The following is a 14482-nucleotide window of genomic DNA, read 5'->3' as shown; positions in this document are numbered from 1 at the left end:
GTGGGTCCACATGAGCTTTCTGGCGGCTGTCACGTCGGCACGTCGACCGGGGGCGGTACCGCCTCGCGGGCGTCGAGGAACGCCCGCTCGGCGTCCGAGAGCTCGCGTTCGCGGAAGCGGTCGAGTCCCGAGTGATACCGCACCGGCGAGCGGTCCCCCGGTCGTTCGAGCACCAGCTCGGCGAGCCCCGTCCCACGGCCGGTGAACCCGAAGCCGGCCTTGTAGAGCGCCTCGTAAGCGAACGGGTTGTTGACGGCGATGCGGACGCGCTCGAACCCCTGGTCGGCCGCCTGCGCGGCGACGAACGCACAGAGTCTCGGTCCCAGCTCCTCGCCGCGACGGTCGTCCCGGACTGTGACGTATCGCAGCCACAGCGTGTCGGGGTCGGTCCGGTCGGCGTTGAACGCGACGGCTGCGAGGACGTCGTCGGCGAACGCGCCGTCGACCGGTGGTCCCTCCCGAACCACGGCCTTTCCGGTCGCGGTCATGACGAACTTCCCGGCGTAGCTGAACCGCTGCCAGTCGAGCCGCAGTTTCGGCCCGTCGGGGGGCCACCCGAGGACGACGAACTCCATACCCCGTGAGAGACCCGGGAGGGGGAAACGCGTTACTACCGCCGCCCCCCATACCCGATATGCACTGGACGGAGACCCGCGACGTATCGCTGTTCGACCGGTTCGCGAGCCTCTACGAGCTGGCGATGCCGCCCGCCGCCGGTCACAAGCTCGACGCCGGGCTCGCGTTCGGCGACGGCCACGTGGACCGCGTGCTCGACGTCGGTGGCGGGACGGGGCGCGCCGCGCGCGAACTCGATGGCGCCACCGTCGTCGACGCCGCCGCAGGAATGCTCCGGGAGGCCCGCTCGAAGGGCGTCGGCGGGATACAGGGCGACGCCGGCCGTCTGCCCGTCCGAGACGCGAGCGTCGACGCCGTCACCATCGTCGACGCGCTGCACCACTTCCCGGACGCCCCTGCCGCGATTGCGGAGGCCGCACGGGTGCTCAGACCGGGGGGCGTGCTCGTCGTCCGGGAGTTCGACCCCTCGACCGTACGGGGGCAGGCACTCGTCGGGTTGGAACACGCGGTCGGCTTCGACTCGACGTTCTACACTCCCGACGACCTAGCCGACCACATGCGCGAGGCCGGCCTCGTCGTGTTCTACCCCGAGGAGGGGTTCGGCTACACCCTCGCGGGCGTGAAGCGGGGTGACTAAACCCCAGTATCTCGAACCGATGCGCATGCAGTTCGGCCCTCGACTCTCACCCTCTCGAACGACTGCGCTCGTTGTGGTCGGTGACGTGGTGTGTATCGGCCTGTTCAGTACGCTGGGCGTTCTCCAGCACAACTCGGGCCAGGTGCTCACACGGGTGCCCGAGGTGGCCGCGCCGTTCCTCGTCGGCTGGGCGCTCGTCGGCCTGCTCGCCGGCGCGTTCGTCACCGAGGCACTGGCGACGCCCCGTGAGGCGGCAGCGCGCGCGGCAGTCGCGTGGCTCGGCGCGGACGTGGTCGGGCAGGCACTGCGTGCGACGTCGCTGTTCTCCGGTAGCTTCGACCCCGCGTTCTTCCTCGTCTCGCTGTTCGTCACTGGGACGTTGCTCGTCTGCTGGCGGGCGGTCGCCTCGCGGGCGCTCGCCTAGCGACGAGCGAGATACAGGCCGATGCCGGCTGCGAGCGTGCCGAACACGGCGAGCACGGCGAACAGGGCCGTCGCCCCCTCGAAGTACGTGAGCAGCCCGCCTGCGACCGCGCCGCCGAGTGCGCCGACGCCGAACACACCGAGGTAGGTGTAGCCGTACGAGAGCCCGCGAGCCCCTGCGGGGGTGTACTCGGCGACGGTCGCCTGATAGAACGGCTGGACGACGAACAGCGCTACGCCCATCAGCGCGCAGACGGCGAGCAGGGGGACGAGCCCGGCGGTCGCGACGGGCAGGAACACGACGGCGAGCACGGCGAGCGCGCCGTAGCCGCCGACCAGTCCCCACTCGACAGGGATGCGGTCGGTGAGCTTGCCGCCGACGTACTGGCCGACGACGCCGACCATCAGCAGGCCGACGTAGACGTACCGGCCGGGCGCGAGTTCACGGCCAGCGAACTCGACGGGAGCGAGCGCGTCGAACCCGCCGAGCAGCTCCGGCAGGAAGGTGAGGAAGCCACGGTAGTAGAGCCCCGAGAGCATCACCACACCGAACACGAGCGCGAACAGGCCGGCGAACAGCGTCTTCGAGTCGGCGAGGAACGCCGAGAGCGAGGTGACGGAGCCCGAGGCGCGGGCGTCACCGCCGTCGCCACCACCGTCCGTGCCCACGGCCGCGGTTTCGTCCACCTGGACGCGGAACGCGAACACCGCCCCGAGGAGCGCCGGCACGCCGAGGATCGCCACGACGAGCCGCCAGTCGTCAAGGACGAACAGCAGGACGGCCGTGGCCAGTGGTCCGAGCGCGATGCCGAGGTTGCCCGCGATGCCGTGATAGGCGAACGCTGACCCGCGCTCCGCGACGCCCTTCGAGATGAGCGCGAGCCCGGCGGGATGGTAGACCGAGGCGGCAGCGCCCCACGCCACCAGCGCGAGCGCGACTGTCAAAAGTGAGGGAGCGAGCGCGAGCGCGAGGAACGACCCACCCATCCCGAGGAGACAGCCGACGATGAGCGGCCGTGAGCCGTAGGCGTCGGCGAGGACGCCTCCCGGAAGTGCGCCGATGCCGAACGGGGCGTAGCCAGCAGTGAGCACGACCCCGAGCACGAAACTGGTGGCCGCGAACGTCCCCACGAGCGGGACCGACAGTTGTGTGAACTCGACGGCCCAGACGGTCAGCAGAATCGGTAGCGACAGTTCGTACGTGTGGACCATCGCGTGGGCGAGCATCACCAGCCCGGTTATCTTCCGGTCGTTCCCGTTCACAGCCGAACTCACGACGGGAGTCGCTTGTAGCCGTCGGTTCGACTGTCGTCGACGGACCGCCGGGGTGGCGGCAATCTCTGCCGTTACGTGATGGACGGTACCGTGTGTCGTTACGCGAACAGACACATTCCTGGACAGTCGAAACATGACGAATCCGGCGGAACTCGTGGGAGAGGTCCTCTCAGTACGGTTTGGGGGCCGAATATATTTCTATAACTTATAGAAAACCAATACAGTGGCCACCCGTTATACACCCGTGGTTAGCTGATATTGTATCACCCACGTATGAAAAACACTTATGTCAATAACTCTCATAGATAGTATCAGATATGGCAGGATATTACGACCTTGTTCTCGGGCTCATTCCGCTCGCGCTTGGAGGTGGCTCCGCGCTCCTCTTCGTCGCGGGCGTCTCGCTGACGACCGCCATCATCGCCGCCTCCCTCGTGGCGGTGCTGCTCATCGGTCACGGCATGTTCGTCCGCACTCCGAGCGACGCCTCGGCCCCAACTCCTGCCTCGCCGACCCGCTCGCCCGCTGACGGCCCCGACCTCGGCGCGAACTGACCACTACCGACCGCTTCTCCGCCAGCCACTACGCTGATTACCGTACCCCGTGAACGACGGGTATGACCGAGGTGCTGTTCCTGACGAGCGAGGAAGTCCGTGGACTCGCAGAGCCCGCAGAGTACGTCGAGGCCGTTCGAGACGGCTACCGGCAACGCGGCGAAGGAGCGGCCGCGAAACCCCGAACCAAGCTGGTGAACCCCGACCCCGCCGGGATGCTCACCGGCTACATGGCCATCCTCCCGGAGACGGGCGTAATGGGTGGCTACCAGTACGCCGCCGGCTTCGGTGACGTGGACGCCCACTTCTTCCTGCCGCTGTTCGATGTCGAGAGCGGGCGACCTATCGCCCTCCTCGACGGCGCGTCGCTCAACCCGTACAAGACCGGTGCCGTGGGAGCGGTGGGCGCCGACGTCCTCGCTCGCCCCGACGCCGAGGTGGTCGCCGTCATCGGCTCGGGCGCACAGGCGAAGGGCCAACTGCGAGCCCTGGACGCGGTCCGCGGTATCGCAACCGTCAACGTGTTCTCGCCGACGAAGGACCACCGCGAGTCGTTCGCCGCGACGATGAACGACGAACTCGACGCCGCCGTGGCTGCCGTTCCCTCCTCCGACGCGGCGGTCGAGGGCGCTGACATCGTCATCACCGCGACGAACGCCACCGAACCCGTGTTCGACGGCGAGTTGCTGGAGCAGGGAACGCACGTGACCGCGATGGGGCAGTACGACCCCGACAAGCGCGAACTCGACGCCACGACCGTCGCGAACGCGAAGTACGTCCCCGACCTTCGCGAGCGCGCACTCCAGGACGCCGGTTCGTTCCTGTTGGCCCGCGAGGAGGGCGCGGTGACGGACGACGACATCCACGCGGAGCTCGGCGACATCGTCGCGGGCAACGCACCAGGCCGCGAGAACCGACAGGAGATCACGGTGTTCGACTCCGGTGGGACGGGCATCGAGACGGTCGCCGCCGCCGCCATGCTCTACGAGCGCGCGAAAGCCGAGGGTCTGGGCCAGACCATCGACTTCGCACCGGCGAGTGAAGCACTACGCTGAGAACCTGAGCGACGGGGCCAACCGACCTTGCCGACGCGAGGGGTGGGCCCGAGGCAAGAGAGAGCCTCGAGGGCCGTAGCCGTCAGCGGGGCACATCGGGCGGGGCAGACGCCCCATGCCAGGATGCGGGGGTGTGGCACTAAACTGTTTCCTGAAAATCATTTCAGCACCGAGAACTCGCTCACAGCCCAACGGCCTGCAGCAGCGGAATTCCGACCGCGAGCGCGCCCACGAGGTAGCCGGCGATGGCCCCACCGTTGAGCAGCGGGAGCCCGGCGTGTGCCCGCCCCTTCATCACCATCCGCATCAGCACGAGGAGCCCGAGGATGGTGCCCACCATCGCCGTCACGGCGGGCAGGGCGGCCTCGACGCCCAGCAGGTTCAGCGTGGGGATGGACGCCGGGGCGAAGAACGCCGCACTCGCGACCAGCACGGTCGGCATGACGGCGTCACCGAGGCCGATGAAGAACGCGTCCCGGTCAAGCGGCGCTTGCTCGGCGTCGTCGCCCGTTGCACCGTCCGCGTCGTTTGCATCGTCCGTTTCGTCGTCCTCCTCGTCGGGGTCCGGCTTCGTCTCCGGCATCTCGCTGTCGAGGAACGAGTACGACAGTGTGAGCGGGACGACGAGAATGACGGGCACCTTGAGGTCCATCACGCCTGAGGCGAGGTCGAGCATGTGTTCGGTGCCGTACACCGAGATGGCGTCGTAGACGGCGAGCCCGATCAGCAGGAGGATGGCCGGCAGGAGGCCGAACGAGATGCCGAACAGCCCCGCTGCGCCCGCACCCATCACGATGCCCGCGCCGTCGATGACGTACCACTCGGGGTAGAGTGCGAGCGCGGCAGCCAGCCCGAGTGCGGCGGCGACGGCGAGCCCGTTGACGCCGAACACCTCGACCACCGGGAGGAGGACGGTGAACACGTAGTAGCTGATGAACGTCGCGGAGACGATGACCAGCAGCCGGACGACCACGTCGGCGTCGTACTTGAACGCGGCGAGCATGACGGCCGTGGCGACGAGGATGGCGCCGATGTACAGCACCGAGTTCGTCGGGTCCGTCGGGTCCTCGACGGTCTGGTAGCCGGCGGCCTGGAACGGCTCGACCAGCGCGAGTGCACCGAGCTGGATACAAAGGAAGATGCCGACGATGGCGGCGACGGCGGCGTACGCCCGTCTCATGCGTGATGGGAGTCACGGCTGGCGTAAGGGCGTTGCGTTCGGCGGTCACAAGCGACACCGGAAAGTACCGGGGGCGGCTACCGACGTGCATGATTTCCAACCTCGCGCAGGGTGTGCGGGCGTTCACCAGCAACGCCTTCCTCGTGGACGGCGAGCGAACGGTACTCGTCGACCCCGGCAGCGAGTTCGACGTCGTCGAGCGCATCCGGGACCAGGTGGGCGACCTCGATGCTGTCGTGCTCACACACACCCATCCCGACCACATCGGGAACACCGCGGCCGTCGTGGACGCCTTCGACGTGGACGTGTGGGGGTTCGACCCGGAGCACGAACTCGTCGACCACGCAATCGCCGACGGCGAGACGGTCCAGCTCGGCGACCACGACTATCGCGCGCTCCACACTCCCGGCCACAAGAACGACCACCTCTGCCTGTATTCGGCCGAGGCCGCCGTGCTGTTCGCGGGCGACCTCGTGTTCACCAACGGTGGGTTCGGCCGCACGGACCTCCCGGAGGGGGACCGCCGGACCCTCATCGAGAGCATCGAGTACGTCCTCGAGACCGTCGACGAACCTCTGAGCGAACTTCACACCGGCCACGGTCCGAGCGCGACACAGGACGCGTACGCTCACGTCGAACTCGCCTTGCAAGCGGCTCGAAGCTACTGAGTCACTACTCCGTTCGAACGTCGAAGCGGGCACCACCGGACTCGCTCTCGCTCGCCTCGACCGTCCAACCGTGGGCCTCCGCGACGCTGGCGACGATGGCGAGTCCGAGGCCCGTCCCGCCGGGTTTGGTCGTGACGCCGTCGGCGAACAGGTCGTCTCGCCCCTCGGGAAGCCCCGGGCCGTCGTCGACGACACAGAACCCGGTGGCCGTCGGGCGAACGGTCACGGTGACGCCGGCGTCTCCCTGCTCAACCGTCGAGCCGTGCTCGACACTGTTGCGAAACAGGTTCTCGAACAGTTGGCCGAGCCGCTCCCTGTTGCCTTGTACGGTCCCGAGGTCGCCGACGACGGAGAGCGACGCCCGCTCAGTCGTCACGCCCGTCCACGCGTCGGTCACGACCCCGTTGAGGTCGACCGCCTCCACGTCGTCGAGTTCGCCGTCGTCCTGTTCGAGCTGGAGCAATGTGTCGATGAGGTCCCACATCCGGTCGTGTGCGGCCTCGACGTGCTCGAGGTGGTCGAACTCCGCATCCGAACGCGCGAGATCGAGATAGCCGTCGGCCACGGCCAGCGGGTTCCGCAGGTCGTGGCTCACGATGGCGGCGAACCGCTCAAACCGCGCCGCCTTCGCCTCGTACTCGCGCAGCCGTGCCCGCTCGGCGCTGACGTCGCTCGCCGTCCCCACGGCACCGACGACGGCCCCGTGGTCGTCGACCAGTGGCCCCGCCTCGAAGCGGTGTGGGACGGACTCGTCAGTGTTGGTCGCCACCGCGAACTCCGCCGTCGCTGTGCGCTCGTCGTCGAACACCCCCGTCAGCCAGTCGCCGACGGACTCGGTGTCCGGTTCGGCGACCAGCGAGGCGAGTCGACGGCCCCGCAGTGGCTCCCCGCCGTCCCCGGTGATGGATTCGAGCTGGCGGTTCCAGTCAACGAGCCGCCCCGAGGTGTCGAGTACGAAAAAGAGGGTCGGCAACGCATCGACGTAGGCGGGGGCGAGGCTGTCGACGTCGCGTTCGTCCACCAGTGACGCACCCCGTACCGACGACGGGTGCTCGTCGTCCTCCCCTGTATTCGGCCCCGGCCCGCCCATCTACGGGACCGTACGATACCAGCCAGATAAGTGTGGGGCCTGATATGTACGGGCGCGCGCAGCCCCCCTCAGAGTGCCGAGGCGAGCAGCGCCTCGTACGCCGGGGCGTACGCGTCGGCTACGGCCGCCGGGTCCGCCCGCGTTGCGGCATCGATCGCCGGGAGTTCGACGGTCGCCGCCGGCTCCAGCAAGTCGACGACGTTCCCGACGCGCTCCTCGAGTTGCCCCTCGTGGGCGCTACCAGCGGCGACCTCACAGGCCTTCGTGTAGCGGTCGCCGTCGTACACTCGACACCGACGGGGCTCGACGACCGCCACGGCGTCCACGTCGAGGTCGGTGAGCGGCCGGGCGATGTCGGCGTACGACTCGACGACTGCGCGGTCGGCGGCGGCGATGCGGTCACCGAGCGCATCGGTCGCGGGGCCGTGCACCGAACTCATCAGCCCGTTGAACGCGGGGAGGCTGTCGACGCGCTCGGCACCGTCGAGCGGGAGCGTCTCGACAGCCGATGTCGGGGGCTCGCGCTGCCCGTTGGCGACGTAGACATCGCCTGCGGCGGTCGTCGGCAGCGACGACGCCTCGGCGACGCGAACCCGGTCACAGACGAACGCGCGCTCGTCCTGTCCGAGCAACCCCTTCCCCTCGCCAGGCGTCGGCAGCCAGAGTCGGTGGACCGGGTTCAGGTCCTCGGGTTCGGGATCGCCCGGCGAGGCGTCGGCGAGGCGTTTCGCGTCCTTCCCGTAGAGTCGCCCCTGTTCGACGGCGGTGCGGTAGTCGTCCTGGTCGAACCAGTAGTCGTTGCCGGCCCGTGGTTTGTACCCCGTGGCGCTCGTCTCGTGACAGAGGCCGACGGAGAACGTGGTCTTGCCGGCGTCGACCCGGGCACCGCCCGCGACGAGCAGCTTCATTCCCGGAGGCCGTAGAACCCCGGCTCGTCGTCGCCGTCCGGCTCGGCGAACACGAACGACGACTCGTGGTCGAGCATCCACGGGATGGCCCAGTCGAGCAGGATGTCCTCGGTCGCCGCGTCGAGTTCGCGGTCCGGCTCCAGCCCCTGCAGCAGTCGGGCGATCTCGTAGACGGTGTACATCGTGTCCGCGTCGAGCACGTCCTCGGGGTCGCGGAACTCGAAGCTCCGCAGGTCGTCGAACGTGGCTTTCGGTCGTGGCATTGCCGGACCTTAGGGGGAGGGGTGGGTAAACGCTACGTGTCGCGTAGCGTATCGAGAATCGATTCGGGGAGAGGATTCTCATATGCTGTGCGACTATTCGCTCGGGATGAATGACGACTCCGAGGCGTTCGTCGCCATCTTCCGCGAGTTCGCAGGGGACGCACTCCGGGACGTGTGGACCTTCGATGCGGACGGTGAACGCTGTCTCTACATTCGGGAGGACGTGGCCGACAGCCTCGACGGCCACGACCCCGAGCAGTACATCGACAACGAGCGATACGGCTACATCACCCGCCGCACCTACAACGACCTCACGTACGCCGAGTACCAGTACACGGTTCGGGGGTTCGACGAGTTCTCGACGTTCAGAACGTTCATCGAGGACGTGGGCGTCCTCGCGAGCGTCGACAGAGGGAAGACGCACGATTTCGGGGAGCTGTTCGACCGACTGCAGACGAGCGAGATCGAATACGACTCGATTCGGGGCTCCGACGAGCCGAACGACTCACACGTCACCGCGGACGACTGACTCGGCGGCGGCTGACTCCCCGACCACGGCGCCGCAGCTGGTGGGTGGTGTGCTCGAAAGAATGGTGACGAGTCGTGAAACTCGGGGTTACTCGTGCTTCGAGACGGTCTTCTCGTACTGCTGGGCGACGTTGTCCCAGTTGACGACGTCGAAGAAGGCGTCGATGAAGTCGCCACGAGCCGGACCGTAGTCGTAGTAGTACGAGTGCTCCCAGACGTCCAGCGCGAGGATGGGGTGTGCGCCCCAGAGCGCCCCCTGGTCGTGCTTGTCGACGACGACGTTACGGAGCTGCTTGGCGACGGGGTCGTACACCAGCAGCGCCCAGCCACCGGCGGCCGAGGCGGCTGCCTTGAACTCGCCCTTCCAGCCCTCGTAGGAGCCGAAGTCCTCCTCGATGCGGGCGGCGAGCTCACCCTCGGGTTCGCCGCCGCCGTTGGGGTCCATGTTGTTCCAGAACAGCTCGTGGAGATAGTGTCCACAGCCGTTGTGGGTGACGCTGCGCATCGCCGAGCCGGAGGACGAAAAGTCCCCGTTGGCACGGTTCTCCGCGAGCGTCTCCTCGGCGGAGTCGAGGCCGTTCACGTACCCCTGGTGGTGCGTGTCGTGATGCCACGTCAGCACCTGCTCGCTGATCGAGGGTTCCAGCGCGTCGTAGTCATACGGGAGCGGTTCGAGTTCGGGGTTTGAACGTTCACTCATAGTATCTCCTCCGAAGGAACCAACAACCGCGGCGGTGAAAAAGATTGAGGAGGCTGTCGGGTTTCCCCGGTAGTGAATTTAAGTATAATTTCTGACACGTCGGCTACTCGTCTGGGTCCTCTCCTCGCGCCCGCTTGAACATCGTTACCGCCTGCTCGCGCCGCTCGCCGTGGTCGACGATGGGGTCGGGGTAGTCGGGGGTCGCATCCCGGCGTTCGCTGGGCGAGAGGTCGGGCCACGCGTGAATCGTCTCGGCGGACACACCCGCGAGTTCCGGCACGTACTCGTGGATGTATGCGGCGTCGGGGTCGTAGCGTTCACCCTGCGTGGTCGGGTTGAAGATGCGGAAGTACGGCTGGGCGTCCGTTCCCGTCGACGCGGCCCACTGCCAGCCGCCGTTGTCGTTGGCGGTGTTGTGGTCGACGAGGTGCTCGCGGAAGTGGGCGTAGCCGTGGCGCCAGTCGGCGAGGAGGTCCTTCGTGAGGAACGACGCGACGATCATCCGCACCCGGTTGTGCATGTACGCCTCCTCGCGGAGCTGGCGCATCCCCGCGTCGACGATGGGGTAGCCGGTCTCGCCGGCCTTCCACGCGGCGATCTCCGCCTGGTCGTCCCGCCACTCGATGGCCTGCTCGTACGATTTGTAGTTCTGCGTGACCACCTCGGGGGTGAAGTTGAGCACGTGGTGGTAGAACTCCCGCCACGCGAGCTGTGACTGGAACGCCTCGACGGACTCGCGGGCGTCGGCGTCGGGCGCGTCGGCCATCGCCCGGTCGGTGGCGGCGTACACCTCGCGGACACCGATGGTACCCCACCGGAGGTGTGTGGAGAGCCGTGAGGTGCACTCGTCGGCCGGATAGTCCCGCCGGTCGGCGTAGTCGTAGATGGGTCCCGCACAGAAGTCAGCGAGTCGCTCCCGGGCACGGCCGGTCCCGGCGGGCTCGATGTCCGCGACGGGCTCGTCGAACCCCAGGTCCGCGAGGGCTGGGAGGGCGTCGCCCGGTCGGTCGACCACCTGCTCGGGTGGGTCGTACGGGTCGGCTTTCTCACGGTTCCGCCACTTCGTCCAGAAGTAGGTGTACACCGAGTACGGGTCACCGGCGTTCGTCGTGATGGAGCCAGGTTCGTGGTGGAGCGCGTCGTGGTAGCCCTCGACCGTGATGCCCTCGCTATCGAGCGCCTCGGTGACGACCCGGTCACGCTCTGCGGCGAGCCCGGAGTAGTCCTCGGTGTAGCTGAGGGTGGCCGCGCCGACCTCAGTCGCGAGGTCCGGGAGCACGGCGGAGGGGTCACCGTGGGCGAGATAGAGGTCGCCACCCTGCTCCCGGTAGTCCGCACGGAGCGCCGCGAGGGCGTCGAGCATGAACGCCACTCGCGGAGGCGAGCCGAACTGGAGTATCTCGTCGTCGAACACGAACACCGGGAGCACCACGTCGTCGGCCGCCGACAGCCCCCAGTTGTCCGTGACCCGCAGGTCGTGGCGATGCCAGTGGAGTCGCACGCCACTATCGACGTACGGAACCGGTGTATAGCTACCCCCGGTACGCTCTTGTCGGCGTGGGGCGACGGCCGCGTATGGACGAGTTCGACCTCACGGGCAAGACGGCCGTCGTGACCGGCGGCTCTCGCGGTATCGGTCGCGGTATCGTACACGGACTCGCGGACGCTGGGGCCGACGTCGCGCCGCTCTCCCGCTCGACAGACGACGTGGAACAGGTCGCCGCGGAGGTTCGCAACCGGGGCCGCGAGTCGTGTGTCGTCACCGCCGACGTCGCCGACGGCGAGGACGTGGCCCGCGCGTTCGACGCGGTTCGCGACGAACTCGGGCCACTCGACGTCGTCGTGAACAACGCGGGCATCAATCCGGACGCCGCGCTCGGGACGCCGGAACGGGTCGACGACGAGGCGTTCGACCACGTCCTCGACGTGAATCTCGGCGGCGCGTTCACCTGTGCACGGGTCGCCGCCGAGGACCTCGCTGACCGGGGCGGCAGCCTCGTCAACGTCGCCTCCGTCGGCGGTCTCGTCGGCCTTCCCCGCCAACATCCGTACGTCGCCTCGAAACACGGGCTCGTCGGACTGACGAAGAGCCTCGCGCTGGACTGGGCGCCGGACGTCCGGGTCAACTGCGTCGCGCCGGGGTACGTCGCGACCGACCTCACGGCGGACCTCGTCGAGAACGACGAGCTCGCAGCGTCCGTCCGCGAACGAACGCCACTCGACCGCTTCGCCGAGCCGCGCGAGATCGCTGCGCCGGTCGCGTTCCTCGCGGGAGCGGCAGCGAGTTATATTACGGGGGGTGTCCTCGCGGTCGACGGCGGCTGGACCGCCCGGTAAACGGACTTCCATTTATACCGTACACCGGCAACAGCCCGTACATTTATGTATACTGTATTGCTAACGGTTCACAGCCACCATGGTTAACGATGGAAAGGGCACGAGCGGAACTCCAGAGACTGGAAACCGGACCGGCCGGGCAACGAACGTTGGAAACGTCGGGCGGCGTTCCTTCCTAAAGGCGACCGGTGTCGGTGCGGGGGCAGTCACCCTCGCCGGCTGTACGAGCACGATCGGTGGGGGCGGCGGCGGCGTCCCCGACACCGTCAAACTGGGCGCACTGGGCCCCATCGACTCGCCGATGGGCGACTCGATTCTGAAGAGCGCGAACCTCGCGGCGAAGGAGATCAACGCCGACGGCGGCATCGCAGGCTCCGACGTCGAGGTCATCACGAAGGACACGAAAGACGACCCCGCGACGACGCGACAGGGCTACCAGGAGCTGACGACGGGCGAGAACGTCCACGCGACGGTCGGCATCTTCGGCTCCGAGCAGTTGCTCTCGATCATGGGCAACATCGGGCAGGCACAGACGCCGCACCTCACGGCCGGCGCGGCGACGCCGGAGGCGCCCGCACTCGTGGGCGAGGACTACGAGACGAACAAGTACTGGTTCCGGGTCGGCCCCGTGAACTCCGTGTTCCTCGCGGAGTCGCAGATCCAGTTCGCGAAGGACCGCTTCGAGCAGATGGGCTGGGAGAAGATCGCGTTCCTCGCGGAGGACTACAAGTGGACCGAGCCGGTGACGAAGGTCATCAAGAACCGGCTCGAATCCGAGGTCGACGTGGAAGTCACGCAGGTCCAGCGCATCGCGGAGGGGACCGAGGACTTCACGCCGATCTACGACCGGCTGGAAGCCAACAACGTCGACGGGGCGTTCACGGCGCTCGCGCACATCGGGACGACCGCGCTGGTCCAGTGGGCCCAGCAGCAGCGGCCGTTCGGCTTCGGCGGGATTCACGTCCCGACCCAGCTGCCGGTGTTCTACGACGCGACGAAGGGCGCGGCCATCTCGACGTTCTCGCAGACGACCGCGACGGCGAACTCCCCGGTCACGGACAAGACCATCCCGTACGCCGAGGCGTACGCCGACGAGTACGACGGCGCACTCCCCGTCTACACGGGCTACTCCGCGTACGACGCGGTCTACATGGCGAAGGACGCCATCGAGGCCGCCGAGTCGGTCAACGGCGACGACCTCGTGAGCGAGCTCGAGAGCATGAGCTTCACCGGCACGTCGGGCACCATCGAGTTCTTCGGAAAGAACGGGCGGTTCCCCCACGACGTGAAGTACGGCCCCGAACTCGCACAGGGTCTCTACTTCCAGTGGCAGAAGGAGGGTGACTCGGGGGTCCAGAAGGTCATCTGGCCCGACGACCTCCAGCAGGCCGAGTACCAGGCACCACCCTGGGCCTGAACACCGATGGTAAACGCCGCAAACGTCCTCATCAACGTGCTCCTGCTCGGGGCACTGTACTCGCTGGTCGCCATCGGCTTCACGCTCATCTTCGGCGTGGGCGGGGTGTTGAACCTCGCACACGGCGCTATCATCACGGTGGGCGCCTACAGTGCCTACTACGTCAACGGACTGGTCGATAGCGTGTACGTCGCCGCGCTGGCTGCCGCGCTCGGCGGGGCGCTGTTCTCGCTGCTGATGTACAAGGGACTCATCCGAAAGGCCAGACACAACCCGGTGACCGTGTTGATACTGACACTGGTGATGGGGCTTATCGTCGAGCAGGTCGCGCTCATCGTCTTCGGTGGGCAGGCGCTCGCCGTGTCGAGCCTCGTCGAGGGGTCGAGCTCGGTTGGCGGCTACGACGTCCGCAACAACCGCATCGCGGTGTTCGCCCTGTCGTGGGTGCTCATCGGCGCGCTGTTCTACTTCGTCAACCGGACGAAGACGGGACAGGCCATCCTCGCGACCTCGATGTCCGAGAAGGGCGCGGCGCTCGTCGGCATCGAGGCCGACAGCATCTACACGTACACGTGGGTCCTCGCCGGCATCCTGGCGGGGCTCGCGGGCGTGTTCCTCGCGTCGTTCCAGACGGCCACGCCGTTCATGGGCCGGACGCCGCTGCTGCTGTCGTTCAGTATCGTCGTCATCGGTGGGCTGGGAAGCATCCGGGGGAGCGTCATCGGGGCGTACCTCATCAGCTTCCTCGACCAGATCACCGTGTCGTACATCAGCACCCGACTCGCGGGCGTGTCGGCGCTCGTCATCCTCGTACTGGTGCTGTTGGTGAAACCGGAGGGCCTGTTCGGCCGCGAGCTCGCGGAGGAGTAAG

Annotated in this window: 17 protein-coding genes; 9 read left to right on the top strand and 8 right to left on the bottom strand. The window is 67.6% G+C overall.

Going from position 1 to position 14482, the window contains the following annotated elements:
- Positions 1-29: 29 nt before the first annotated feature.
- Positions 30-575: a GNAT family N-acetyltransferase gene (locus NL126_RS18330; protein WP_255196329.1), complete on the bottom strand. Its 546-nt coding sequence runs from the start codon at positions 573-575 to the stop codon at positions 30-32.
- Positions 576-634: 59 nt separating this feature from the next.
- Here NL126_RS18330 and NL126_RS18325 point away from each other — a divergent pair, with 59 nt between their 5' ends.
- Together NL126_RS18325 and NL126_RS18320 are read left to right on the top strand one after the other, a co-directional pair.
- Positions 635-1213 carry a class I SAM-dependent methyltransferase gene (locus tag NL126_RS18325; protein ID WP_255196328.1) on the top strand — a complete coding sequence of 193 codons (579 nt, stop codon included), beginning with the start codon at positions 635-637 and terminating at the stop codon, positions 1211-1213.
- 25 nt (positions 1214-1238) lie between these two features.
- Complete coding sequence (locus NL126_RS18320; protein WP_255196327.1) at positions 1239-1637, top strand: DUF3054 domain-containing protein; 399 nt, start codon at positions 1239-1241, stop codon at positions 1635-1637.
- On the opposite strand, the gene NL126_RS18315 is transcribed toward NL126_RS18320, so the two are convergent.
- Positions 1634-2899 (bottom strand): MFS transporter, encoded by a 1266-nt coding sequence (locus tag NL126_RS18315; protein ID WP_255196326.1) that lies wholly within the window; start codon positions 2897-2899, stop codon positions 1634-1636. The genes NL126_RS18320 and NL126_RS18315 overlap by 4 nt on opposite strands.
- A 329-nt stretch (positions 2900-3228) precedes the next feature.
- Between NL126_RS18315 and NL126_RS18310 the strand changes: the two genes are divergently transcribed.
- Entirely contained in the window at positions 3229-3465 is a 237-nt protein-coding gene (locus NL126_RS18310) for a DUF8015 family protein (RefSeq protein WP_255196325.1), read from the top strand.
- 62 nt (positions 3466-3527) lie between these two features.
- Positions 3528-4520 carry an ornithine cyclodeaminase family protein gene (locus NL126_RS18305; protein WP_255196324.1) on the top strand — a complete coding sequence of 331 codons (993 nt, stop codon included), beginning with the start codon at positions 3528-3530 and terminating at the stop codon, positions 4518-4520.
- 181 nt (positions 4521-4701) lie between these two features.
- Here NL126_RS18305 and NL126_RS18300 read toward each other — a convergent pair whose 3' ends face one another.
- Positions 4702-5700 carry a presenilin family intramembrane aspartyl protease PSH gene (locus tag NL126_RS18300; RefSeq protein ID WP_255196323.1) on the bottom strand — a complete coding sequence of 333 codons (999 nt, stop codon included), beginning with the start codon at positions 5698-5700 and terminating at the stop codon, positions 4702-4704.
- An 89-nt stretch (positions 5701-5789) separates the two neighbouring features.
- Between NL126_RS18300 and NL126_RS18295 the strand changes: the two genes are divergently transcribed.
- Positions 5790-6368 carry an MBL fold metallo-hydrolase gene (locus NL126_RS18295; protein WP_255196322.1) on the top strand — a complete coding sequence of 193 codons (579 nt, stop codon included), beginning with the start codon at positions 5790-5792 and terminating at the stop codon, positions 6366-6368.
- Between the two features lie 4 nt (positions 6369-6372).
- Here the strand turns inward: NL126_RS18295 and NL126_RS18290 are convergent, their stop codons facing one another.
- The 3 genes from NL126_RS18290 to NL126_RS18280 form a co-directional block, all read right to left on the bottom strand.
- The gene (locus NL126_RS18290) at positions 6373-7389 is read right to left on the bottom strand and encodes an ATP-binding protein (RefSeq protein WP_255196321.1); all 1017 of its coding nucleotides are present in this window, start codon (positions 7387-7389) and stop codon (positions 6373-6375) included.
- 137 nt (positions 7390-7526) lie between these two features.
- The gene (locus NL126_RS18285) at positions 7527-8366 is read right to left on the bottom strand and encodes an ATPase (protein ID WP_255196320.1); all 840 of its coding nucleotides are present in this window, start codon (positions 8364-8366) and stop codon (positions 7527-7529) included.
- Positions 8363-8629: a DUF5827 family protein gene (locus NL126_RS18280; RefSeq protein ID WP_255196319.1), complete on the bottom strand. Its 267-nt coding sequence runs from the start codon at positions 8627-8629 to the stop codon at positions 8363-8365. The genes NL126_RS18285 and NL126_RS18280 overlap by 4 nt, the downstream gene beginning before the upstream one ends.
- 106 nt (positions 8630-8735) lie before the next feature.
- Between NL126_RS18280 and NL126_RS18275 the strand changes: the two genes are divergently transcribed.
- Complete coding sequence (locus NL126_RS18275; RefSeq protein WP_255196318.1) at positions 8736-9158, top strand: DUF7522 family protein; 423 nt, start codon at positions 8736-8738, stop codon at positions 9156-9158.
- 87 nt (positions 9159-9245) lie between these two features.
- On the opposite strand, the gene sod is transcribed toward NL126_RS18275, so the two are convergent.
- Both sod and NL126_RS18265 read right to left on the bottom strand, forming a co-directional pair.
- Positions 9246-9857, bottom strand: coding sequence for a superoxide dismutase [Mn] (gene sod / locus NL126_RS18270; RefSeq protein ID WP_255196317.1), 612 nt, complete (start codon positions 9855-9857; stop codon positions 9246-9248).
- A 103-nt stretch (positions 9858-9960) separates the two neighbouring features.
- Positions 9961-11358, bottom strand: a complete 1398-nt coding sequence (locus NL126_RS18265) for a cryptochrome/photolyase family protein (protein WP_255196316.1) — start codon at positions 11356-11358, stop codon at positions 9961-9963.
- Between the two features lie 74 nt (positions 11359-11432).
- Between NL126_RS18265 and NL126_RS18260 the strand changes: the two genes are divergently transcribed.
- The 3 genes from NL126_RS18260 (at position 11433) to NL126_RS18250 (ending at position 14481) form a co-directional block, all read left to right on the top strand.
- Positions 11433-12194: an SDR family NAD(P)-dependent oxidoreductase gene (locus NL126_RS18260; RefSeq protein WP_255196315.1), complete on the top strand. Its 762-nt coding sequence runs from the start codon at positions 11433-11435 to the stop codon at positions 12192-12194.
- A 79-nt stretch (positions 12195-12273) separates the two neighbouring features.
- Complete coding sequence (locus NL126_RS18255; protein ID WP_255196314.1) at positions 12274-13611, top strand: ABC transporter substrate-binding protein; 1338 nt, start codon at positions 12274-12276, stop codon at positions 13609-13611.
- Positions 13612-13617: 6 nt separating this feature from the next.
- Positions 13618-14481 (top strand): branched-chain amino acid ABC transporter permease, encoded by an 864-nt coding sequence (locus NL126_RS18250; RefSeq protein WP_255196313.1) that lies wholly within the window; start codon positions 13618-13620, stop codon positions 14479-14481.
- Position 14482: the final 1 nt, after the last annotated feature.

Source organism: Halorarius litoreus, from assembly GCF_024362405.1.
Classification (GTDB): domain Archaea; phylum Halobacteriota; class Halobacteria; order Halobacteriales; family Haloarculaceae; genus Halorarius; species Halorarius litoreus.
Note: the sequence above shows the minus strand (reverse complement) of the source record. Positions and strands in the feature narration are given on the sequence as shown.

Excerpts from the sequence above, each read along its gene's own strand:
- NL126_RS18330 (WP_255196329.1), bottom strand. The coding sequence starts at position 575 with ATGGAGTTCGTCGTCCTCGGGTGGCCCCCCGACGGGCCGAAACTGCGG.
- NL126_RS18325 (WP_255196328.1), top strand. The coding sequence starts at position 635 with ATGCACTGGACGGAGACCCGCGACGTATCGCTGTTCGACCGGTTCGCG.
- NL126_RS18320 (WP_255196327.1), top strand. The coding sequence starts at position 1,239 with ATGCAGTTCGGCCCTCGACTCTCACCCTCTCGAACGACTGCGCTCGTT.
- NL126_RS18310 (WP_255196325.1), top strand. The coding sequence starts at position 3,229 with ATGGCAGGATATTACGACCTTGTTCTCGGGCTCATTCCGCTCGCGCTT.
- NL126_RS18305 (WP_255196324.1), top strand. The coding sequence starts at position 3,528 with ATGACCGAGGTGCTGTTCCTGACGAGCGAGGAAGTCCGTGGACTCGCA.
- NL126_RS18300 (WP_255196323.1), bottom strand. The coding sequence starts at position 5,700 with ATGAGACGGGCGTACGCCGCCGTCGCCGCCATCGTCGGCATCTTCCTT.
- NL126_RS18295 (WP_255196322.1), top strand. The coding sequence starts at position 5,790 with ATGATTTCCAACCTCGCGCAGGGTGTGCGGGCGTTCACCAGCAACGCC.
- NL126_RS18285 (WP_255196320.1), bottom strand. The coding sequence starts at position 8,366 with ATGAAGCTGCTCGTCGCGGGCGGTGCCCGGGTCGACGCCGGCAAGACC.
- NL126_RS18280 (WP_255196319.1), bottom strand. The coding sequence starts at position 8,629 with ATGCCACGACCGAAAGCCACGTTCGACGACCTGCGGAGCTTCGAGTTC.
- NL126_RS18275 (WP_255196318.1), top strand. The coding sequence starts at position 8,736 with ATGAATGACGACTCCGAGGCGTTCGTCGCCATCTTCCGCGAGTTCGCA.
- sod (WP_255196317.1), bottom strand. The coding sequence starts at position 9,857 with ATGAGTGAACGTTCAAACCCCGAACTCGAACCGCTCCCGTATGACTAC.
- NL126_RS18260 (WP_255196315.1), top strand. The coding sequence starts at position 11,433 with ATGGACGAGTTCGACCTCACGGGCAAGACGGCCGTCGTGACCGGCGGC.
- NL126_RS18255 (WP_255196314.1), top strand. The coding sequence starts at position 12,274 with ATGGTTAACGATGGAAAGGGCACGAGCGGAACTCCAGAGACTGGAAAC.
- NL126_RS18250 (WP_255196313.1), top strand. The coding sequence starts at position 13,618 with ATGGTAAACGCCGCAAACGTCCTCATCAACGTGCTCCTGCTCGGGGCA.